This window comes from Achromobacter sp. 77 (assembly GCF_020541125.1).
Classification (GTDB): Bacteria; Pseudomonadota; Gammaproteobacteria; order Burkholderiales; family Burkholderiaceae_B; genus Achromobacter; species Achromobacter mucicolens.
In genome coordinates this window covers 914102-935014 of sequence record NZ_CP059848.1, presented here as the reverse complement: position 1 = coordinate 935014, position 20913 = coordinate 914102, and the positions used below count along the sequence as shown (strand labels likewise).

Annotated in this window: 18 protein-coding genes; 12 read left to right on the top strand and 6 right to left on the bottom strand. The window is 67.2% G+C overall.

The window, feature by feature from the left end:
- Entirely contained in the window at nt 1–474 is a 474-nt protein-coding gene (locus tag H4P35_RS04215) for a nuclear transport factor 2 family protein (protein ID WP_056321061.1), read from the top strand.
- Between the two features lie 14 nt (nt 475–488).
- On the top strand, nt 489–800 hold the full coding sequence (locus H4P35_RS04210; protein WP_226848249.1) for a non-heme iron oxygenase ferredoxin subunit: 312 nt from the start codon (nt 489–491) through the stop codon (nt 798–800).
- Between the two features lie 90 nt (nt 801–890).
- On the opposite strand, the gene H4P35_RS04205 is transcribed toward H4P35_RS04210, so the two are convergent.
- The 4 genes from H4P35_RS04205 to H4P35_RS04190 all read right to left on the bottom strand — a co-directional run bounded on the left by H4P35_RS04205 (nt 891) and on the right by H4P35_RS04190 (nt 6947).
- The gene (locus H4P35_RS04205) at nt 891–1739 is read right to left on the bottom strand and encodes a ThiF family adenylyltransferase (RefSeq protein ID WP_370638955.1); all 849 of its coding nucleotides are present in this window, start codon (nt 1737–1739) and stop codon (nt 891–893) included.
- A gap of 630 nt (nt 1740–2369) precedes the next feature.
- The gene (locus H4P35_RS04200) at nt 2370–3797 is read right to left on the bottom strand and encodes an efflux transporter outer membrane subunit (RefSeq protein WP_226848245.1); all 1428 of its coding nucleotides are present in this window, start codon (nt 3795–3797) and stop codon (nt 2370–2372) included.
- A gap of 5 nt (nt 3798–3802) precedes the next feature.
- The gene (locus H4P35_RS04195) at nt 3803–5761 is read right to left on the bottom strand and encodes a MacB family efflux pump subunit (protein WP_226848243.1); all 1959 of its coding nucleotides are present in this window, start codon (nt 5759–5761) and stop codon (nt 3803–3805) included.
- A 1-nt stretch (nt 5762) separates the two neighbouring features.
- On the bottom strand, nt 5763–6947 hold the full coding sequence (locus H4P35_RS04190) for an efflux RND transporter periplasmic adaptor subunit (protein ID WP_226848241.1): 1185 nt from the start codon (nt 6945–6947) through the stop codon (nt 5763–5765).
- 311 nt (nt 6948–7258) lie between these two features.
- Here H4P35_RS04190 and H4P35_RS04185 point away from each other — a divergent pair, with 311 nt between their 5' ends.
- From H4P35_RS04185 to purU, 6 genes are all read left to right on the top strand, one after another.
- Nucleotides 7259–8473, top strand: coding sequence for an MFS transporter (locus tag H4P35_RS04185; protein WP_226848239.1), 1215 nt, complete (start codon nt 7259–7261; stop codon nt 8471–8473).
- Nucleotides 8470–9126 carry a gamma-glutamylcyclotransferase gene (locus H4P35_RS04180; protein ID WP_108005390.1) on the top strand — a complete coding sequence of 219 codons (657 nt, stop codon included), beginning with the start codon at nt 8470–8472 and terminating at the stop codon, nt 9124–9126. Before H4P35_RS04185 ends, H4P35_RS04180 begins: the two co-directional genes overlap by 4 nt.
- A gap of 114 nt (nt 9127–9240) precedes the next feature.
- Nucleotides 9241–9870, top strand: a complete 630-nt coding sequence (gene pdxH / locus H4P35_RS04175) for a pyridoxamine 5'-phosphate oxidase (protein WP_056321041.1) — start codon at nt 9241–9243, stop codon at nt 9868–9870.
- A gap of 69 nt (nt 9871–9939) precedes the next feature.
- On the top strand, nt 9940–10464 hold the full coding sequence (locus H4P35_RS04170; RefSeq protein WP_056321038.1) for a flavin reductase family protein: 525 nt from the start codon (nt 9940–9942) through the stop codon (nt 10462–10464).
- Nucleotides 10461–11570, top strand: a complete 1110-nt coding sequence (locus H4P35_RS04165) for an NAD(P)/FAD-dependent oxidoreductase (protein ID WP_226848237.1) — start codon at nt 10461–10463, stop codon at nt 11568–11570. The genes H4P35_RS04170 and H4P35_RS04165 overlap by 4 nt, the downstream gene beginning before the upstream one ends.
- Before the next feature lie 41 nt (nt 11571–11611).
- Nucleotides 11612–12466, top strand: coding sequence for a formyltetrahydrofolate deformylase (gene purU / locus H4P35_RS04160; RefSeq protein ID WP_056321032.1), 855 nt, complete (start codon nt 11612–11614; stop codon nt 12464–12466).
- Between the two features lie 3 nt (nt 12467–12469).
- Here purU and H4P35_RS04155 read toward each other — a convergent pair whose 3' ends face one another.
- Nucleotides 12470–13381, bottom strand: coding sequence for a LysR family transcriptional regulator (locus H4P35_RS04155; protein ID WP_226848235.1), 912 nt, complete (start codon nt 13379–13381; stop codon nt 12470–12472).
- 120 nt (nt 13382–13501) lie between these two features.
- On the opposite strand from H4P35_RS04155, the gene H4P35_RS04150 reads away from it, so the two are divergent.
- The 4 genes from H4P35_RS04150 to H4P35_RS04135 all read left to right on the top strand — a co-directional run bounded on the left by H4P35_RS04150 (nt 13502) and on the right by H4P35_RS04135 (nt 18971).
- Entirely contained in the window at nt 13502–15202 is a 1701-nt protein-coding gene (locus H4P35_RS04150) for an acyl-CoA dehydrogenase family protein (RefSeq protein ID WP_226848233.1), read from the top strand.
- Between the two features lie 70 nt (nt 15203–15272).
- Nucleotides 15273–16250, top strand: a complete 978-nt coding sequence (locus tag H4P35_RS04145) for a tripartite tricarboxylate transporter substrate binding protein (RefSeq protein WP_226848231.1) — start codon at nt 15273–15275, stop codon at nt 16248–16250.
- A gap of 14 nt (nt 16251–16264) precedes the next feature.
- A complete protein-coding gene (locus tag H4P35_RS04140; protein ID WP_226848229.1) occupies nt 16265–17392 on the top strand; it encodes a CaiB/BaiF CoA-transferase family protein in 1128 nt (375 codons plus the stop codon).
- A 187-nt stretch (nt 17393–17579) separates the two neighbouring features.
- Nucleotides 17580–18971 (top strand): APC family permease, encoded by a 1392-nt coding sequence (locus H4P35_RS04135; RefSeq protein WP_056321019.1) that lies wholly within the window; start codon nt 17580–17582, stop codon nt 18969–18971.
- 66 nt (nt 18972–19037) lie between these two features.
- Here H4P35_RS04135 and ggt read toward each other — a convergent pair whose 3' ends face one another.
- Nucleotides 19038–20798, bottom strand: coding sequence for a gamma-glutamyltransferase (gene ggt, locus H4P35_RS04130; protein ID WP_226848227.1), 1761 nt, complete (start codon nt 20796–20798; stop codon nt 19038–19040).
- Nucleotides 20799–20913: the final 115 nt, after the last annotated feature.

Here is a 20913-nt window from a genome sequence, read left to right as displayed (position 1 = left end):
ATGCTGGACTTTCCGCTTTATTACCAGCTCACCCGCCTCTACACCGACTACGCGGCCGCGCTGGACGCCGGCGAATGGGAGAAATGGCCCGACTTCTTCGTGGAAGATTGCGTCTACAAGGTGCTGCCGCGCGAGAACCACGAACGCGGATTTCCGCTCGCGACCATGGCCTTCGAGAGCCGCGGCATGCTGCGCGACCGCATCTACGGCGCCACCGAAACCATCTTCCACGACCCCTACTACCAGCGCCACGTCGTCGGCGCCCCACGCGTGCTGCTGGCGCAGGATGGCCGCATCGAATCCGAGGCCAACTACGCCATCTTCCGCACCAAGCCCAGCCAGCTCACCACCGTCTTCAACGTCGGCCGCTATCTGGACGTCATCCGACAGACGCCCGACGGCCTGAAATTCGAATCGCGGCTATGCATCTTCGACAGCGAGCTGATCCCGAACTCGCTGATCTACCCCATCTGACCCGGAGACAAACAATGACTGTGCAATGGATCAAGGCCATCGAACGCGATGACGTGCCCGACGAAGACGTCATCGCCGTCGAGGCGGGCGGCAAGGAGATCGCGCTATACGGCGTCGACGGCGAGGTCTACGCCACCGACAACCTCTGTACGCACGGCAACGCCAGACTCTGCGACGGCTTCCTCACCGGCCACGAAATCGAATGCCCCTTGCACCAGGGCCGCTTCGACATCCGCGATGGCCGCGCCCTGTGTTCCCCGCTGCGCGAGAACATCGCGACGTATCCCGTACGGATTGAGGATGGCGTGGTGTTTGTGGCGCTATGAGTCATTTGCGCGCCGGACGCAGCGACGTGGCGTCTGACCGTTGAGGCACCGCGGCGCTCAGGCATGGAGGCGCCCCCACCCCGGCGGCCCTCAGACCGCCAGCCGCAAAGCCTCGTTCGCCGCCGCCATGCCCATGGCGGCGGTCACGGTAACCACCGACCCATAACCCGCGCAAGACAAGCCCTGCGGCGCCACGTTCAACCCCGACGCGCCCATATCATCTTCACCTTCACGAGGGCGGGTCCACGCATCCGGCAAAATCGCCGGCTGGTCGAACCACAACGCATGCACGCCCATCTTTGGCACACGCTTGAGCGCCTTGCCGTTCTTGTCCGACGCCCGCGGAAACCCATGCTCGCGGCGCAGCTTGTTGCGCAGCTTCGAGAGCAGCGCATCATTGACCGCCCCCGACAGATCCCCCGCCCGCAACGCCAACGGATCCGTCTTCCCGCCCGCGCCCCCGCACAGCAGCATCGGCACCCCAAGCGCCCGCGCATGCAAAATCATCGCAATCTTCGCGGCCGCCTGGTCCGTGCAATCGATGATGACCGTATAAGGCCCCGGCAACACCTCGCCCACGTTCTCCGGCGACACAAAATCGTCCACCCGTGTGATGCGGCATTCCGGATTGATCGCCAACACCCGCTCGGCCATCGCGTCGACCTTGGATTGCCCAAGCGTCGAACTCAACGCATGGATCTGCCGATTGACGTTGGATTCGGCAATGTGATCCAGATCGATCAGCGTCAACGCCCCCACCCCGCAACGAGCAAGCGCCTCCACCGTCCACGACCCCACGCCGCCAAGCCCGGCAACGGCAACATGGGCATTACGGATACGCGAAGGCGCCTCAGGACCATAGAGGCGCGACAGCGCGCCAAAACGACGGTCGAGATCGGCGGGTTCAGGAATGAGTTCGGGCGAGTTCATGGACCGCATTTTATGGCAGCCGGCCGCCAACCCATCCGCCCCATTCAAGCAGACAAGGTGTAGACAAGGTGTCTGACACCCTGCAGAGACTGCCGTCATACCAAGGATGTGCCCCAAGGGTGTCAGACACCGGAGGCAGCGGCGTCCGCCCCCCACCGCAAGCGCGAAGCGTCATCCCCGGACGCAAGACACCGCGTAAGCCCCCGGAGGCCGCCCGCGCGGCCAACCGGGCGCGGGCCCCGCAAAATGCTTCAAAGCCGCGCAAGCCCAGGCAAGAACCTTAAGAACCCCACCCGCCCCGGCGTCCGCCAAGCTGAACTCACCCGAGCCCGGTGTGGCGGTGGCCTGGGGTGCGCGGGGCGTGTAGATGCGCCCGAGGGAATCTGAAGGAAGCGCCGAAGGCGCTGACGAAGATGACGAAGGGGAAGTCCGGAGCGAAGGCTCCGGACCGCAATCGTAGCCCCGCGCGCCCCAGGCCGCCGACGCGCCGGGCGTCAAAAGAACCAAGATCGATGCCTGCCACCGCCTTCCGACGCAAACCGCCGCGCCGGACGTCTTAAGAACGCCCCCCCCAACGAAGCAGTAAGCCCCCGTCCGAAGGCCGCATCAGCGCATCTCGCCCCGAGCACAAGCAAGGAATCACCCCCGCAGCCCATCCCCGTCAACAGCCACCACATCATCCCCCCCCAACGCCTGGTAAACCGTCACCTGATTCACCAACCGGTTCAGCATGTTCTCGTCCCGCGCCACCTCAGCCACCCGGCGCTTTTCCTGCGCATCCAGCCAATCCCGCAGCGGCACCGCCCCCGCCCGGTACCGTACTTCGTAAAGCCGCTCAGCCTCCCGAGCCGCCCGCAAAGACAGATCCAGCTGCTGCGCCCGCACCGACAACTGCGTGCGATTCGACAACGCGTTTTCCACATCCGCCATCGCCTGATACAGCGCCTGCCGGAACGTCACCACCCGTTCCTCGTAATCCGTCTTCGAGATCTTGATGTTCAGCTGCATCTGATTCCACTGCAGGAATGGCAGCGTCAACCCCGCGCCCAGCGTCCCGATCGGATTTTTCAGCACATCCGACAACGTCGGGCTCGAACTGCCCAGCGCCCCCGTCAACGTCACCGGCGGATAAAAGCTTGCCCGTGTCGCGTCCACGTTTGCCAGCGACTCCCGCAACCGCAGTTCCGCCGCGCGCAGGTCCGGGCGCCGCCCCAGCAGCTCCGCCGGCACGCCCGCCCGCGCCTCGGGCAATGCGCTGGACGGCAGCCGCGCCGGATCCGCCGTGATGCGATCCGGCGGGCCATCGAAAAGAATCGTCAGCGCATTGATGTATTCCACCCGCTGCTGCACCAGCAGCGCATGCGCCGCCTGCTGGCTTGCCACTGTCTGCTCCGCCTCCGCAAGCTCCAGGGCCGACGCCCCGCCCGCCGCGTACTGCGCCCGCACCAGATCCTGCGTGCGGCGCGCGTAGGCGATGCTCTCCTCGCTGCTCGCGATGCGCTGATTGATGAATGCCGTCTGCCAATACAGCGTCGCCGTCGTGCCCACCAGCGACAGGGCCGCGCTCTGGCGGTCCTGTTCCGTCGCCAGTGCCTCCCACTGCGCCGCGTCGCGCTGGCGCGCCAGCTTGCCCCACAGATCGACCTGATAGCTCACCGTCAGCTCGGCCGAATTGGCTCGCGTGATCGTGCGGTCGCCATACAGATTGCGCACCCGCGACACGTTTGCGTCGCCACCGAACTGCGGCATCAGCTGGTCGTCCGCCAATCCCGCCTGATACTGCGCCCGGCGCACGCGAATCGCCGCCGCCGCCAGATCGTTGTTGCGCGCAAGCGCCGCCTCCACCAGCCCATTGAGCACCGGATCGTCGAAATTGCGCCACCAGGCCCCGCCCTCCGCCAGCCACGCCGCTGCGCCGGCATCGGAAGCCGGGCGCGCGTGGGTCCAGGACGCCGGCACGCTGGCGGCCGGCGGCTCGTAATCAGTGCGCAGCAGGCTGCCGCAGCCACCCAGCGCCAGCAGCAGCGCCACGCCCAGCGGTTTGCACAAAAAAGAAACTGCTCTCATCTTCCTCATTCCCGGGCCAACGCCTCGACGGGATCCAGGCGCGCCGCATTGCGCGCCGGCAGATAGCCAAAAATCACACCGATCAGCGTCGAGCACGTGAATGCCGCCACCATCGATGCCGTGGAATAGATCATCTGGAACGAGCCGCCCGTGGCCTTGCTGACCAGCACGCCCAGTCCCAGCGACAACAGGATGCCGACCGCGCCGCCGATCAGGCACACCAGCACCGCCTCGATCAGGAACTGCTGCATGATGTCGCTGCGCCGCGCGCCCACCGCCATGCGCACCCCGATCTCACGCGTGCGCTCGGTGACCGACACCAGCATGATGTTCATCACCCCGATACCGCCCACCATCAGCGAAATCAGCGCGATCAGCGACACCAGCAGCGTCATCGTCGCCGTCGTGCGTTCGATCGTCTTGCGCACCGCGTCCGTGTTGAACACGAAAAAATCCTTCACCACGTGCCGGCGCGTCAACACCCGCACGATGGCCTGCTCGGCCGCAGCCGGCGGCGTCGCGTCGTTCACGCGCACCGTGATGCTCTTCAGGTGCTGCTGCCCCAGCACCCGCGACAGCGCCGTCGTGTACGGGATCCACACGTTCAGCGAATCATTGTTGCCGAACACCGTGTCCTTCTTTTGCGTCACCCCGATCACCCGCGCCGGCATCGATCCCAAAAAGATCACCTGCCCGATCGGTTCGGTGTGCGATCCGAACAGCGCGCGCCGCGTGCCCTCGTCGATCACCACCTCCTGCGCCCGGCGCGCCACGCTGGTCTCGTCGAAGAACTTTCCTTCAGCCAGCTTGATCGCGCGCACGCGGAAGTACTGTTCGCCCACGCCCTGGATCGAACCGTTCACCGATACATTGCGGTAGCGCAGCGTATTGCTCGTGCCCACTTCCGGCGTCACGCTGTCCACATACGACTCGCGCGCCAGCGCGTCGGCATCGGCCGGCACCAGCGTGCGGATGTTCACCGCCTTTTCATCGCCGAAGTCCTTGCCCGGGAAAACTTCGACCGTGTTCGTGCCGATCGCGCTGATGTCTTCCAGGATCTTGCGCCGCGAGCCCTCGCCCAGCGCCACCACCGACACCACGGCGGCGATGCCGATGATGATGCCCAGCATCGTCAGCGACGTGCGCAGGCGGTGCGCGTTCATGGCCAGCAAGGCCATGCGCAGCGCCTCGCCGCAGCGGTCCAGATAGGCCTGCCACGCCGGGCGCTGGGCCATTTCCGGCGTCTCGTCCCGAGTCATCTGATGGCGCGGCGCATCGGGGTTGCGCTTGTCCGCGACGATCTCGCCGTCGCTGATCTCGATGATGCGCTGGGCGTGGCGCGCCACGTTCATATCGTGCGTGACGATGATGATCGTGTGCCCCGCCGCGTTCAGTTCCTCCAGGATGCGCAGCACTTCCTGGCCGGTATGCGTGTCCAGCGCGCCGGTGGGCTCGTCGGCCAGGATGATGTCGCCGCCGTTCATCAGCGCCCGCGCGATACTCACGCGCTGCTGCTGGCCGCCCGACAGCTGGCCGGGCCGATGGCCAGTGCGATCGGCCAGCCCCAGCCGCGCCAGCAGCGCCGAGGCGCGTTCCAGCCGCGCCTCGCGGCGCTTGCCCGCGTAGACGGCCGGCACCTCCACGTTGCCCTGCGCGCTCAGGTCCGCCAGCAGGTGGTAACGCTGGAAAATGAATCCGAAGTGCTCACGGCGCAGTTCGGCCAGTTCGTCGGGGTCCAGTTCGCCGGTGCTGCGGCCGTCGACCTTGTAGTCGCCGCGCGTAGGCCGGTCCAGGCAGCCCAGGATGTTCATCAGCGTGGACTTGCCCGAGCCGGACGCCCCCACGATGGCGACCATCTCGCCCGCCTCGATCGACAGGTTGACGTCCTTCAGGACCGCAATCGTCTGGTCGCCCGCGGGAAACTCGCGGCGCACGCCAGACAGGGAAATGAGCGGGCCGCCCATGTCAGGCTCCCGGCTTGGCGACGGCCGGCGAGGAATCCGCCGACACGACGCGTTCGCCCACCTCCAGGCCTTCCAGCACCTGCGCCTGCACATTGTTGTTCATTCCGATGCGCACTTGCCGCGTCTCGGTCTTGTTGCCGTCCAGCACCACGCGCACCTCATAGCGCCCGTCCTTGCCGCGCTTGCCCAGCGCCGAGGCGGGCACCACCACGGCGTCCTTGGCCTCACCCAGCACGATGAAGACCTGCGCCGTCATCGAGATGCGCAGCTTCTCGTCGGGATTGGGCACGTCGAACAGGCCGTTGTAATAGACCGCGGCGCTGGTGGAGGTGCTGGAGGATGAGGTCAACGAAGACGCCGCATCTTCCTTCTGGATGGAATCCGGGGCCGGTTCCACCGCGCGCAACGTGGCGCGGTAGCGCTCGTCGGGTTCGCCGAGAATGGTGAAGTAGACCGGCAGGCCGGGCTTGACCCGCGTCACGTCCGCCTCGGAGATCTGCGCCTTGATCGTCATGGTGTCCACCTGCGCCACCTTGATGATGGTGGGCGCGCTCTGGATCGAGTTGACCGTCTGGCCTTCCTTGGTGACCACCGCCACCACCATGCCGTCGATCGGCGAGACGATCCGCGTGTAGCCCAGATTGACCTGCGCGGTGTCGACCTGGATCTCGGCCTGGGCGATCTGCGCGTCCAGCGAGGCGATCTCGGCGCGGGTCACGGCCAGCGTGGCCTCGGCCGTTTCGTAGGCCTCGCGCGAGCTGGCGTCGGCCGCCAGCATCTGGCGCTGGCGCTTGAACGCCAGTTCCGCCTGTTTCAGCGTGGCCACCTTGGCGGCCCGCTCGGCGCGCCGGGTCTGCAGCGCAGCTTCGGCGTTGCGCAGCTCGTTCTGCTGGGTCAGGTCGTCGATCTCGGCCACCAGCTGGCCCTTCTTCACCCGGTCGCCCAGTTCCACCTTCAGGGACTTCAACTGGCCGGTGGCCTGCGCGCCCACGCTGACCCGCTCAATGGCATCGATGGTGCCGCTGGCCAGCACGCTGTCCTCCAGGTCCGCGCGCGACACCTCGGCCACGGCGAACGTGGGCGGCGGCGGGGCCGAGAAGAACGCGGCGCGCGCGCCAAAAACGAGAAGCAGGAGGATGGCGGCTATCAGGGCGTAGCGCTTGAACTTGCTGCGGGACTTTTTCATTGAACCTGGACGATGGGAACGGCGGGCGCCATCTGCGGCGCCGTAATGCGGCAAAAAAGCGGTGAAAACCAGAGACGGATTGCACCGTGCGGAGGGTTCCGTTGCGTGAACGATACAACGATCCCCGGGAGGTTGCGGAACCGTTTTACCGCACCTGCCGTGAACGTGCCGTCATCTTGCCGAATAAGCGCGGGACTTGTCCGCTAGAGCCTGTTAACTCCGCAGAGTGACTAGTCACCCGATGACGCAGCGCAAAAAAGCGTCGCCTCGACATAGACGGATGTTACGAACAGAATGAATGCAGTTAAGCCGTGTCTACCTCCAACAGATCCCCCTCCTCGCCATCCAGTTCCCCGGAATTTTCCGGGGCGGTGCTTTTGTGCCTGCTGGCAATGATGAATCATGTGGCGCTGACTGGGGGACGGATCACCGTTTCCCTGACGGCGCTGCAGATGGGGCTGTCCACGTTCACGGTCGGCACGCTGGTCGCCGTGTTTGCCGTGCTGCCGATGCTGTTCTCGGTGCGGGCGGGACGCTGGGTGGACCGCGTCGGCATCGTGCGTCCCCTTGTCATCGGCACCACTTTGGTCGCCTTCGGCACGCTACTGCCCTCTATCTCGCAAACGCAGTCCGCACTGTTGGTGGCGTCCTGCGCCATCGGGATCGGCTTCATGCTGCACCAGGTGGCCACACAGGATTTGCTGGGGCACGCCGAGCCCGAGCAGCGGCTGCGCAACTTCTCCTTCATGTCACTGGCGCTGGCCGGGTCAGGCTTCTCCGGTCCGCTGATTGCCGGGCTGGCGATCGACCACCTGGGCACGCGGACGGCATTCGGCCTTCTGGCGGTCGGCCCGCTGCTGTCGGCGGTCGGCCTGTACAGCCTGCGTCATCAATTGAAGGCCGTGGATGCAGCCATCACCGGCGTGCGCGAGGCCCAGCGCCGTCGCGTGACCGAACTGCTGGCCGTGCCCGCGCTGCGCCGCATTCTCATGGTCAACACGATTTTGTCCGGCGCATGGGACACCCACCTGTTCGTCGTGCCGATTTTTGGCGTGGCGATCGGGTTGTCCGCCACCACCATCGGCCTCATTCTTGCCTCCTTCGCGGCGGCAACGTTCGTCATCCGCCTGATTCTGCCCCTTATCCAGCGCCGCGTCCGGTCCTGGACCTTGGTGCGCGTGGCGATGGCGACCGCGGCCATCGACTTCATGCTTTACCCGCTGTTCACCGACGTTACCGTCCTGATCGTGTTGTCTTTCATCCTGGGCCTGGCCCTGGGCTGCTGTCAGCCCAGCATGCTGGCCCTGCTGCACCAGCACTCGCCCCCCGGCCGCGCGGCCGAGGCGGTGGGCCTGCGCATGGCGCTCATCAACGGTTCGCAGGTCTCCCTGCCGTTGACCTTCGGGGCGCTGGGTGCGGTAATTGGCGTTGCCCCGCTTTTCTGGGCCTACTCCGTGGCGCTGATGGCCGGGGGCTGGGCCAACCGCAACCCTCCGCACGAGTCTGAACGGAATACGTCGTCGTGAACAAGCAGTCATCCCACTCTGACCTCTCCGGCGCCACGCTGCCCTTCCGGCTCTGGACGCCCGAGGAACGGCAAGCCTCGCTCGACGACGCGCTGCGGCACTGGCCGGCTGGGGAAGATGTATGGGTATTCGGGTACGGATCGCTTATCTGGCGCCCGGATTTCGATTTCATGGAACGCCGCCTGGCCACGCTGCGCGGCCACCATCGGGCGCTTTGCCTGTGGTCGCGGGTGAACCGGGGCACGCCCGAGTGCCCGGGACTGGTGTTCGGCCTGGACCGCGGCGGATCCTGCCGGGGCGTGGTGTACCGCCTGGCCGGGGAACAGGTCCCCCATTACTTTCCCGCCCTCTGGGAGCGCGAGATGTCCACCGGCGCCTATCTGCCCCGCTGGATCAACTGCGCCACGGACGAAGGCGTCGTCCGGGCGCTGGTCTTCATCATGAACCGCGACAACCCCGCCTATATCCGGGCCCTGCCCGAGGCGGAACTGCTGGCCATCGTGCGCCGCGCGGCGGGACGCTACGGTCCCTGCACGGATTACGTGGTGCAGACGGCCCAGGCCTTGCGGTCCGCCGGCATCCACGACGCCCGGCTCGACGCCATTGCCCGCCGGCTGGAGCTGGACGGCCACCCGCTGCCCGAGGGTCCGTGACGCGCCCCCGAGGCTGGAGGCGGCAAACTTGTCCGGGGCCTGCGCGGGGTCAATGAGGGGCCGGTCTCCCAGGCGGTATAAACTCCGTGTTATCAACGCTGAACCCCCAAGACCATGTCCGTCTCTGATCTGCGTCAAAGCTACGAAAAGAATGTGCTGCTGGAAAGCCAGGCAGCCTCCTCGCCGTTCGAGCAATTCACCCGTTGGTTCGACGAGGCCCTGGCCGCCAAGGTGCCCGAACCCAACGCCATGACCCTGGCCACGGTGGACGCCAGCGGCCAGCCCAGCGCCCGCATCGTCCTCATCAAGGGGTTTGACGAGCAGGGCTTCACGTTCTTCACCAATTACGAATCGCGCAAGGGCCTGGACCTGCAGGCCGAGCCGCGCGCCAGCCTGCTGTTCTTCTGGCAGCCGCTGGAACGCCAGGTCCGCATCGAGGGCGTGGTCGAAAAGGTGGCGGCCGAAGAGTCGGACGCCTACTATCACAGCCGCCCGGCCGGCTCGCGCATCGGCGCCTGGGCTTCGCGCCAGAGCCAGCCCATCACCCGTGAAGAGCTGGAAGCCCGCGAAAAAGAATTCCGCGAGCGTTTCGGCGAACAGCCGCCGCGTCCGCCGCACTGGGGCGGCTATCGCCTCAAGCCCACGGCCTTTGAATTCTGGCAGGGCCGCCCGTCCCGCCTGCACGACCGCCTGCGCTACGTGGCGGACGGGGCGGGCTGGAAGATCGAACGCCTGTCTCCCTGATACGGGACGCCCCGACGCGGGGCGTCCATCCGCCGGGCGCCTCCTGCGCCCGACCGAACTGTCTATTGCATGTCCGCCTCCTCCCCTGATTTCGACTCCGTCTTCTTTCGCACCGCCTTGGGCCGATACGCCACCGGCGTGACGGTCGTGACGACCACCGGCCTGGACGGCGCCCCCATCGGCCTGACCGTCAGCTCGTTCAACTCGGTCTCGCTGAATCCGCCGCTGGTGTTGTGGAGCCTGTCGCTGGGTTCGTCGTCGCTGGACGCCTTCGAACAGTGCGAGCGCTACGTCGTGAACGTATTGAGCGCCGACCAGATCGCGCTGGCGCGCCGCTTCGCGACGGGCAAGACGCGGGACCGTTATGCCGGGCTGCAGGTGCACCATGCCCCGGGTGGCACGCCGATGCTGGACGGCCACTGCGCCGCCTGGTTCGAATGCCGCAACCGCAGCCGCTACGTCGAGGGAGATCACGTCATCATGGTCGGAGAAGTCGAACGTTGCGGACATAGCGGCGAACCGCCGCTGGTCTTTCACGCCGGCGGGTTCGATCTGACGCCGGCCGGCACCCGCGCAGAAAAGGCCAAGCCATGAGCGCCGACGTCGATTGCGTCGTCATCGGCGCCGGCGTCGTCGGCCTGGCCATCGCCCGGGCACTGGCCCAATCGGGCCGCGAAGTCCTGGTCGCCGAAGCCACCGAGGCCATCGGCACCGGCACCAGCTCGCGCAACTCCGAAGTCATCCACGCAGGCATCTACTACCCCGCCGGCAGCCTGAAGGCGCGCCTGTGCGTGCGCGGCAAGCATCTGCTGTACGCGTACTGCGCCGAACGCGGCGTGCCGCACAGCCGGCTGGGCAAACTCATCGTGGCCACCAGCCCCGAGCAGGCCACCCAGCTTGAAGGCATCGCCCAGCGCGCCCGCGCCAACGGCGTGGACGACCTGCAATTCATTTCGGGCGAAGAAGCCATGCGCCTGGAGCCCGCGCTGCAGTGCACCGCCGCGCTGGTGTCGCCGTCGACCGGCATCGTCGACAGCCACGCATTGATGCTGTCGTTCCAGGGCGACGCCGAGAACGCGGGCGCCCAGTGCGTCTTCCATACGCCGCTCGCGTCGGGCCGCGTCCGGCCTGAAGGCGGCTTCGAGCTGCAATTCGGCGGCGACGACGCCATGAGCCTGACCTGCAACGTGCTGATCAATTCTGCCGGCCTGCAGGCGCCCGCGCTGGCGCGCCGCATCGAGGGCGTGCCGGCGGACAGCATTCCCGCCGATTACCTGTGCAAGGGCAGCTATTTCACGCTGTCCGGCCGCGCGCCGTTCTCGCGCCTGATCTACCCGGTGCCGCAGCATGCCGGGTTGGGCGTGCACCTGACGCTGGACATGGGCGGCCAGGCCAAGTTCGGCCCCGACACCGAATGGGTGGGCACCGAGGACTACACGCTCGATCCCTCCCGCGCCGATGTGTTCTACGAAGCCGTGCGCAGCTATTGGCCCGCCCTGCCCGACGGCGCGCTGGCGCCCGGCTACACGGGCATCCGCCCCAAGATCTCCGGACCGCACGAACCGGCCGCGGACTTCGTCATCGCGGGGCCCGCCGTTCACGGCGTGCCCGGCCTGGTGAACCTGTTCGGCATCGAATCCCCCGGGCTGACCTCCAGCCTGGCCCTGGCGGAAGAAACCCTGGCGCGCCTGTCCGCCTGACCCCGCCCGCTTCCCTTTTCTCTTATTCAGCCATTCCTGCCATGCAGCACAACGACTACATCCTGACCCTGTCCTGCCCCGACCGCACCGGCATCGTCTACCGCGTCAGCGGCCTGTTGTTCGAACTGGGTTGCAACATCCTGGATTCGCAGCAGTTCGGCGACGAAGAGACGGGCCGCTTCTTCCTGCGCGTGCACTTCGACCTGCCGGTCAGCGCGTCCGCCGACGACCTGCGCGCCCGCCTGGACGCGATGTCCGCCGACTACGGCATGGAGCTCAAGCTGCACGACGCGCGCCGCAAGGAGCGCCTGCTCATCATGGTCAGCAAGCAGGGCCACTGCCTGAACGACCTGCTGTTCCGCGTACACAGCGGCCACCTGCATGCCGAAGTGGCGGCCATCGTCTCGAACCACAACGACTACGCCAGCCTGGCGGCAACCTACAACATTCCGTTCCACTACCTGCCGGTCACGCCCGACACCAAGCTGGAACAGGAAAAGCAGGTGCTCAAGATCGTCGACGAGGCAAACATCGACCTGGTCGTGCTGGCCCGCTACATGCAGATCCTGTCCGCCGACATGTGCCGCGCCCTGACCGGCCGCGCGATCAACATTCACCACAGCTTCCTGCCCAGCTTCAAGGGCGCGCGCCCTTACCACCAGGCGCATGCGCGCGGCGTGAAGATCATTGGCGCCACGGCGCACTACGTGACGTCGGACCTGGACGAAGGCCCGATCATCGACCAGGACATCGAACGCGTCGACCACACGATGACGGCGCAGGACCTGACCCAGGTGGGCAGCGACATCGAATCCCTGGTGCTCTCGCGCGCGGTGCGCAGCCACGTCGAACACCGCATCCTCCTGAACCGCAACAAGACCGTCGTGTTCCGCTGATCCTCAGGCCCTTGCAGGGGCGGGTTGCAACGGCGCAAACGCCTGCGCCACCAGCGCCACCGCGCGCTCCTGCAAGGGCGAGCGCGCCGCATCCGGCCAGATCACCTGGCTGATCGAGCGCGCCTCGTGCTCGAACGAGATGAACCGCGTGCCCGCCAGCCCGCTGCGCGACAGGCAGGCCGGCACGATCGACACCCCCAGGCCCTGCGACACCAGCGAGGCCACGCTCAGCCAGTGGCGCACCTCGTGCCGGATCGCCGGCATGAAGCCGGCCGACACGCACATGGCCAATACCGTTTCGTAATAGCTGGGCGACGCCGCGCGCGCGAAAAAAACGAAGTCGTCCCGCGCCAGTTCCGTCAACCGCAGGGTCTGGCGATCTGCCAGCGGATGCGCGTCGGGCAGGCACACCACGAAGGGCTCGGCCATCAGGTCGCGCGCCTGCACGCCTTCCGGCACCGGATTGGCGTGGATGAAGCCCAGGTCCTGCTCGCCGCGCCGCACCGCCTCGATCTGGTCGTTCGAGTTCAGTTCGGTCAGCACGTGCTCCACGTCGGGCAATTCCTTGCGCATGACGTTCAAGAGCGCGGGCAGTCCGCGATACAGCATGGACCCCACGAAGCCGATGCGCAGCCGGCCGCGCAGGCCCGCATCCACCTGGCGCACCAGCGTGCGGACCTCCTCGGCCTGGCGCAGCAGGATCACCGCTTCGTGGTACAGCGCCTGGCCGGCGTCGGTCAGCTCGACGTGCCGGCTGGTGCGGGCCAGCAGGCGCGCGCCGATGTTCTCTTCCAGTTGGCGGATCGCGTAGCTGAGCGGCGGCTGCGAAATATGCAGGCGCGCCGCCGCCCGGCTGAAATGGCGCTCTTCGGCCACGGCAATGAAGTAGCGCAGCAGACGCGGTTCAAGATCCATGCGTCCCTCCTTTGGGCATATCTATATTTATTTTGGATTGATCTACATCAAAACAGTATTTGAGTAGATGAATCAACCCCCGCAACATAGGGCATCTCCCGTCCCGACCCGGATGCCGCCATGGATACGCCCGTCTTGCCTGTTGCCGCCACCGCCACGCCCGTACCGGACTCCCGGGGGCTGAATCTGTTCGATGCCGACCCCTACGCCGAGGCGCTGAGCCGCCGCTACCTGCCCGCCGAGCTGCATGCGCACCTGCTGCCGCATCTGAGCCGGCTGGGCGAACTGGCCGGCGGCGTCATGGACGAACTGGCATCGGTCGCCGACAAGCACCCGCCCACGCTGTCGGTGCGCAGCCGCGCCGGCACGGACGAATCCCGCATCGACAAGCATCCCGCGTACGTCGAACTTGAACGCCTGGCCTACAGCGAATTCGGCCTGGCGGCGCTGTCCCACCGGGGCGGCGTGCTGGGCTGGCCCGAGCCCATGCCCGCCGCGGCGAAGTACGCGCTCAGCCATCTTTTCGTGCAGGCCGAATTCGGCTTGTGCTGCCCCGTCAGCATGACCGACTCGCTGGCGCGCACCCTGCGCAAGTTCGGCGATCCCGCGCTGGTCGAGCGCGTGTTGCCGCGGGTGACTTCGCAGGATTTCGACACGCTGCGCCAAGGCGCCATGTTCATGACCGAACAGGGCGCGGGCTCGGACGTCAGCGCCACCGAGGTCACGGCCCAGCCGCAGGATGACGGCACCTGGCGCATCCACGGCGACAAGTGGTTCTGCTCGAACCCTGACGCCGGTTTCGCAATGGTGCTGGCGCGCAGCGAACCGGACGCGGGACTGAAGGGCGTGTCGCTCTTTCTGCTGCCGCGCGACCTGGCCGACGGCACGCACAACCACTACCGCATCCTGCGCCTGAAGGACAAGCTGGGCACGCGTTCGATGGCCAGCGGCGAGATCCGCCTGGAGGGCGCCGTCGCCTGGCTGGTCGGTGAACGCGGCCGCGGCTTCAAGCACATGGCCGACATGATCAACAACTCGCGCCTGTCCAACGGCATGCGCGCCGCGGGCCTGATGCGCCGCGCGGTCACCGAGGCCATCTACGTGTCGCAGCACCGCCGCGCGTTCGGCAAGCGCCTGATCGACATGCCGCTCATGCAGCGCCAGCTCGTCAAGATGACCGTGTGGGCGGAACAGGCGCGCAGCGTCATGTTCCAGACGGCGCGTGCGCTGGCCGATGCGGACCTGGGTGCGGCCGACCCCGCGCTGGCCCGGATCCTGACGCCGCTGATCAAGTTCCGCGCGTGCCGCGACGCGCGCAAGGTCACCGGCGACGCGATGGAAGTGCGCGGCGGCTGCGGCTACATCGAGGAATGGACCGAGCCGCGCCTGGTGCGCGACGCGCATCTGGGCTCGATCTGGGAAGGCACCAGCAACATCGTCGCGCTGGACGTGCTGCGCGCCATCAAGAAAGAAAACTCCCTGCCGGCGCTGCGCAGCCACATCGACCGCCTGCTGGCGGATGGCGCGCCCTGCCCGCCCGAACTGGCCGGCATGCAGGCCAGCGCCCTGGAAAAGACCTATGCGCTGGCGGAACACGCCGCGCAGGGCGACCATGCGCAGCTGGCCCGCCAGGCCGCGTCGCTGCTTTATCACGCCGTATCCATGGCCGCGCTGCGGTGGGAAGCCACCGGCGCGGGATTGGAAACCCGTGCACGGCTGGCCGACCAGGTGCTGCTGCACCGTCTGGCGCCGCGCGACCCTTACGCCATCCCGCCTGACGAAAGCGCGGCCTGCCAGGCCATCCTGCACTACGCGCTGTAGCCCCTGTCAGGGCTTTCGCGGTAACCCGACGCCGGCGGCACAGCCGGCGCGTCATCCACTGGAGACACGCATGAAACGCTATTTTGCCCCCCTGTTCCTGGCGGCCGCCGCCATCGCCGCCACGCCCGTCGTGGCGGCCGACGCCTTCCCCACGGCCCGGCCGGTCACGCTGGTGGTGCCCTTTCCGCCGGGCGGCCCCACCGACGCGCTGGCGCGCCGCCTGGCCGAAAAGCTGCGCGAGCCCCTCAACCAGAACGTCATCGTCGAAAACCGCAGCGGCGCGGGCGGCAACATCGGCTCCGAATACGTCGCCTCGGCCAAGCCCGACGGCTACACCATCCTGTTCGGCACGTCCGGCCCGCTGGCCATCAACGTCAGCCTGTACAAAAAGCAGAACTACAACCCCGAGACCAGTTTCGCGCCCATCATCCGCATCGGCCACCTGCCCAACATCCTGGTGGTGAACCCCTCGGTGCCCGCCAACAACCTGCAGGAACTGATCGCGTACGCCCAGAAGAACCCGGACAAGCTGAGCTACGCCTCGTCCGGCAATGGCGCGTCGTCGCACCTGGCCGGCATCCTGTTCAACCGCATGGCCGGCACCAAGATCATGCACATCCCGTACAAGGGCACCGGACCCGCGCTGAACGACCTGCTGGGCGGACAGGTGTCGATGTCGTTCACCGACATCCTGACCGCGCTGCCCTACATCAAGGCGGGCAAGCTGCGCCCCATCGGGCTGGCCAGCGCCCAGCGTTCGGATGCGCTGCCCGACCTGCCCACGCTGTCAGAACAAGGCCTGAAAGGCTATGACGTCAGCGTCTTCTTCGGCATCGTCGCCCCCAAGGACACGCCCGCCGATGTGGTGAACACGCTGAACCAGGCCTTCAAGACCGCCCTCGCCGATCCCACGATCGCGCAGACGCTACGCACGCAGGGCATCGTCGAGGCGCAGGACAAGACGCCGCAGGGCCTGTCCAGCTTCATCACCACCGAAGTCCCCAAGTGGCGCGAACTGATCCAGAGCGCCAACGTTTCCATCGACTGACGCGAAGCATAGCCATGGCCCAAACCCTACCCAATGCCGGCGCCCTCGCGGGCTGCAAGGTGATCGATCTGTCGCGCGTGCTGGGCGGCCCGTACTGCACCCAGATCCTGGCCGACCACGGCGCCGACGTGCTGAAGATCGAGCCGCCCGGCGGCGACGAGACGCGCGGCTGGGGCCCGCCCTTCCTGGGCGAGACCGCCTCGTATTTCGTTGGCGTGAACCGCAACAAGGACGGCATGACGCTGGACCTGTCGCAGCCCGCCGGGCAGGAACTGCTGCGCCACCTGCTGGCCGACGCCGACGTGCTGGTCGAGAACTTCAAGCCCGGCACGCTGGAAAAGTGGGGCCTGGGCTACGACGACCTGAAGCAGGCCTTCCCCGCGCTCATCCACTGCCGCGTCAGCGGTTTCGGCTCGGATGGTCCGCTGGGCGGGCTGCCCGGTTACGACGCCTGCGCGCAGGCCATGTGCGGCCTGATGAGCGTGAACGGCGAGGCGGACGGCGAGGCAACCCGGGTGGGGCTGCCGGTCGTGGACATGGTGACGGGCCTGAACGCGGCGGTGGCCATCCTGCTGGCCCTGAATGAGCGCACGCGCAGCGGGCTGGGACAATTCCTGGACATCACGCTGTACGACTGCGCGCTGTCGCTGCTGCACCCGCATGCGCCGAACTACTTCTACAGCGGCAAGGTGCCGCAGCGCAGCGGCAACGCGCACCCCAACATTGCCCCCTACGAAACGCTGCCCACCGCAAGCGGCCCGATCTTCCTGGCCGTCGGCAACAACCGCCAGTTTGCAATGCTGGCCCGAACGCTGGACGCCCCCGCGCTAGCCGAGGACCCGCGCTACGCCACCAACGCGGACCGCCTGCGCAACCGCCAGGCACTGCGCGATGACCTTGCCGCCCTGCTGACCCGCCATGAGGCGGCCACGCTAGCGGACCAGCTGCTGCGCGCGGGCGTGCCCGCTGCCGCCGTGCAGACGGTGGACCAGGCGTTGGCTCATCCGCACACCCGTCATCGCGGCATGGTGCTGGAACAGGGCGACTACAAGGGCGTGGGATCGCCCATCAAGCTGTCGCGCACGCCCGCCACGCTGCGCAAGCTGCCGCCAGACCTGGCGCCGCCATCTGGGCAGAACTGATCCCGCATCGATGACCCGCCCGGCGCCCGCCGGGCTTTTTTTTCCCCAAGAGAGCCGCCGCCCCGCGCGCAACAACTTAGACATTTGGTTTCAGCACGCCGCCCGATTGCCGCCTTAGACTTTTTTCCGCATCTCGCGTTGCTCCCCGCACGCTTTTCCCGAGCCACATAAGAGGAAATAAAAGACTATGGCCACGAACGACTCACAAGACCACGGCCAGCTGAAACGGGTGATGGGCCCGAAACTGCTGCTGCTATTCATTGTTGGCGACATCCTGGGCACTGGCGTGTATGCGCTGACCGGGCAGGTGGCCGCCGAAGTCGGCGGCGCGGCCTGGCTGCCGTTCCTGGTGGCCTTCGGGGTGGCCCTGCTGACCGCGCTTTCCTACCTTGAACTGGTCACCAAGTACCCGCGCGCCGCCGGCGCCGCGCTCTACGTCCACAAGGCGTTCGGCGTGCACTTCCTGACGTTCATCGTCTGCTTTACCGTCATGTGTTCCGGCCTGACGTCGGCCGCCACCGCCTCGCAGGCCTTCGCCGCCAACCTGTTCGCCGCGATGGGCATCGAGGCCGAAAAGCACTGGATCACCCTTGGCGCGCTGGGCTTCATGACGCTGGTCATGCTGGTCAATTTTCGTGGCGCGACTGAAAGCGTACGCGCCAACGTCGTGCTCACGCTGATCGAGCTGTCGGGCCTGCTGATGGTCATCCTGCTGGGCTTTTACGCCATCTCCGACGGCCAGGCGGATTTCTCGCGCGTCGTCGCGTTCGATACGCCCGAGGACAAGAGCGTGTTCCTGGCGGTGACCTCGGCCACCGCGCTCGCGTTCTTCGCCATGGTCGGCTTCGAGGACTCGGTCAACATGGCCGAGGAAACGCACGATCCCAGCCGCATCTTCCCGAAGGTCATGCTGACCGGCCTGGGCATCACGGCGCTCATCTATGTGCTGGTGTCCATCTGCGCCGTTGCGCTGGTGCCGGTGGGCGAACTGGCCAAGAGCAGCACGCCGCTGGTGCTGGTGGTCAAGCGCGCCGCGCCGGATCTGCCGGTGGAGTACATCATGCCGATCATCTCGATGTTCGCGGTGGCGAACTCGGCGCTCATCAACATGATGATGGCCAGCCGCCTGCTGTACGGCATGTCGCGCCAGGGTGTGCTGCCGTCCTTCCTGGCGCACGTGCACCGCAAGAACCAGACGCCGTGGACGGCCATCCTGTTCACGACGGCGCTGGCCTTCGGCCTCATCATCCTGGTCTCGCTGACCGACTCGCAGGCGATCCGCGCGCTGGGCGGCACCACGGCGTTGCTGCTGCTGGGCGTGTTCGCCTTCGTGAACGTCGCGGTGCTGGTCCTGCGGCGCGACAAGGTCGCGCATCGTCACTTCTCCATCAACCGCCTCGTCCCGTGGGTGGGCGCCGCGGCCTGCCTGTTCCTGGTCACCCCGCTGACCGGCCGTGACGTGATCCAGTACCAGGTCGCCGGCTGGCTGCTGCTGCTGGGCGTGGTGATGTGGTTCGTGACCTGGCTGGCGCGGCGCCGCGAGTCCAGGATGGAACTGGACCCGTCGTCGCTGGAGTGATGCCGCAAGGGCCGCAGGCTCCCGGATCGCTGGCGCGCGGCTGCGCGGCAACGGTCCGGGAGCGCTTCAGCCGCCCACCGCAAGCCCTTCGCGGCGCGGATCCGCGCCGCCTTCCAGTCCCTTGGCGTCAATGACGATGCCGTGGATGCCGCTGGGAAACTCGGTGATCCGCACGGGGTGTCCCATGCGCTCAAGCTCTGGTGCCAGCGCTTCCAACGCCGTGCCCTTCTCCAGTTCGGTTTCCTTGTTGCGGCTGCCCATGTTGGGCAGGTCGATCGCCGACTGGATGTCCAGATTCCAGTCCAGCACGCCCACCAGCGTCTTGGCGACGTAGTTGATGATGGCGCTGCCGCCCGGCGAGCCCACCAGCAGGTACGGCTTGCCCTCCTTGAGCACCATCATCGGCGCCATCGAGCTGCGCGGCCGCTTGCCCGGTTCGATGCGATTGGCCACGAGCCGGCCTTCGGGGTCCTTGAACGACGACGAAAAATCGGTCATTTCGTTGTTGAGCAGAAAGCCCCGCACAAAGATCTTGCTGCCGAATTCGCTTTCGATCGTGGTCGTCATGGTCAGGGCATTGCCCTGCGCGTCGACCGCCACCAGGTGGCTGGTGGACGGCAGCTCCAGCGCGTTGTCCTTGCCCAGCGACAGCAGCTTGCCTTCGGGATCGCCGGGCAGCGCCACTTTCATGCTGCGATCCGGCTGGATCAGGGCACCGCGCGCACGCAGATACGCCGGGTCCAGCAAGGCGCGCACCGGCACGCGCACGAAGTCGGGGTCCGCCACGTAGAAATCGCGGTCGGCAAAGGCCAGCCGGCCGGCTTCCGAGAAATAGTGCACGGCCTGCACCGTGCCGGGCGCATACCGGCTGAGCGGGAACTGCTCCAGCTCGCCCAACATCTGCAACACGGCGATGGGCCCGCTGCTGGGCGGCCCCATGCCGCAGAGCTGATAGCCGCGGTACGCGCCGCACACCGGATCGCGCGTCTTGGCGCGATAGTCCGCCAGATCCTTCAAGGCCAGGTCGCCGGGCTTCTCGTGGCCCTGCACCGCCGCCACGATGTCGCGCGCAATGTCGCCCTGGTAGAAGGCGTCGGCGCCCTGCGAGGCCACGGCGCGCAGGGTGCGCGCGAACGCCGGATTCTTCAGCACGTGGCCCACGGGCCACGGCCTGCCGTCCGGCGCGTAGAAGTACGCGGCGGCGGCGGCCTGTTGCGGCAGCGCCTTGTTGCCGGCCAGCAGCGCGTGCAGGCGCGGCGACACCGCAAAGCCCGATTCCGCAAGTTCGATGGCCGGCTGGAACAGATCGGCCCAGGGCAGCTTGCCCTGCGCCTTGTGCGCCAGTTCCAGCCCGCGCAAGAGGCCGGGCACGGCGACCGACATGCCGTTGTTGACGGCCTGTGCAAAGGGCAGCGGTTTGCCCTCGGCATCCAGGAAGCGGTCGGGCCGCGCCGCCGCGGGCGCGGTCTCGCGGCTGTCGTACGTGCGGATCTGTCCGTCTGCCGCCGAATACACCACCATGAAGGCGCCGCCGCCGATGCCCGACGACTGCGGCTCGACCAGATTGAGCACCAGTTGCGTGGCGATGGCCGCGTCGACCACACTGCCCCCGCGCTGCAGCATGGCTTCGCCCGCGCGGCTGGCAAGGGGGTTGGCGGACACCATCATGAAATGCGGCGCGCGCACGAGCTCGCGCTTCTGGACGCCGCTGGCGGCTTCGGGATTCAGGTCTTCCGCCGCGGGCGTGCGCGCCCAGCTGGCGGATGCGAATGGCAGGCCGGCGATGGCGGCGGCGAGCAGCAGGGCGGCGTGGCGGCGTAGGCGCATGGAAAGCTCCGGTGATCGCCGGACGTCCGGCAGGCGTCCATGATAGTCAAAGGTCTGCGCCGCTGCCCATGCGCGCCTTCCGGCTTAGAATCGCGGTTTACGGATCACCAGAGCC

Coding starts and splice junctions, on each gene's coding strand:
- H4P35_RS04215 (WP_056321061.1), top strand. CDS start 1: ATGCTGGACTTTCCGCTTTATTACCAGCTCACCCGCCTCTACACCGAC.
- H4P35_RS04210 (WP_226848249.1), top strand. CDS start 489: ATGACTGTGCAATGGATCAAGGCCATCGAACGCGATGACGTGCCCGAC.
- H4P35_RS04205 (WP_370638955.1), bottom strand. CDS start 1,739: ATGCGGTCCATGAACTCGCCCGAACTCATTCCTGAACCCGCCGATCTC.
- H4P35_RS04200 (WP_226848245.1), bottom strand. CDS start 3,797: ATGAGAGCAGTTTCTTTTTTGTGCAAACCGCTGGGCGTGGCGCTGCTG.
- H4P35_RS04195 (WP_226848243.1), bottom strand. CDS start 5,761: ATGGGCGGCCCGCTCATTTCCCTGTCTGGCGTGCGCCGCGAGTTTCCC.
- H4P35_RS04190 (WP_226848241.1), bottom strand. CDS start 6,947: ATGAAAAAGTCCCGCAGCAAGTTCAAGCGCTACGCCCTGATAGCCGCC.
- pdxH (WP_056321041.1), top strand. CDS start 9,241: ATGTCCGTCTCTGATCTGCGTCAAAGCTACGAAAAGAATGTGCTGCTG.
- H4P35_RS04170 (WP_056321038.1), top strand. CDS start 9,940: ATGTCCGCCTCCTCCCCTGATTTCGACTCCGTCTTCTTTCGCACCGCC.
- H4P35_RS04165 (WP_226848237.1), top strand. CDS start 10,461: ATGAGCGCCGACGTCGATTGCGTCGTCATCGGCGCCGGCGTCGTCGGC.
- purU (WP_056321032.1), top strand. CDS start 11,612: ATGCAGCACAACGACTACATCCTGACCCTGTCCTGCCCCGACCGCACC.
- H4P35_RS04155 (WP_226848235.1), bottom strand. CDS start 13,381: ATGGATCTTGAACCGCGTCTGCTGCGCTACTTCATTGCCGTGGCCGAA.
- H4P35_RS04150 (WP_226848233.1), top strand. CDS start 13,502: ATGGATACGCCCGTCTTGCCTGTTGCCGCCACCGCCACGCCCGTACCG.
- H4P35_RS04145 (WP_226848231.1), top strand. CDS start 15,273: ATGAAACGCTATTTTGCCCCCCTGTTCCTGGCGGCCGCCGCCATCGCC.
- H4P35_RS04140 (WP_226848229.1), top strand. CDS start 16,265: ATGGCCCAAACCCTACCCAATGCCGGCGCCCTCGCGGGCTGCAAGGTG.
- H4P35_RS04135 (WP_056321019.1), top strand. CDS start 17,580: ATGGCCACGAACGACTCACAAGACCACGGCCAGCTGAAACGGGTGATG.
- ggt (WP_226848227.1), bottom strand. CDS start 20,798: ATGCGCCTACGCCGCCACGCCGCCCTGCTGCTCGCCGCCGCCATCGCC.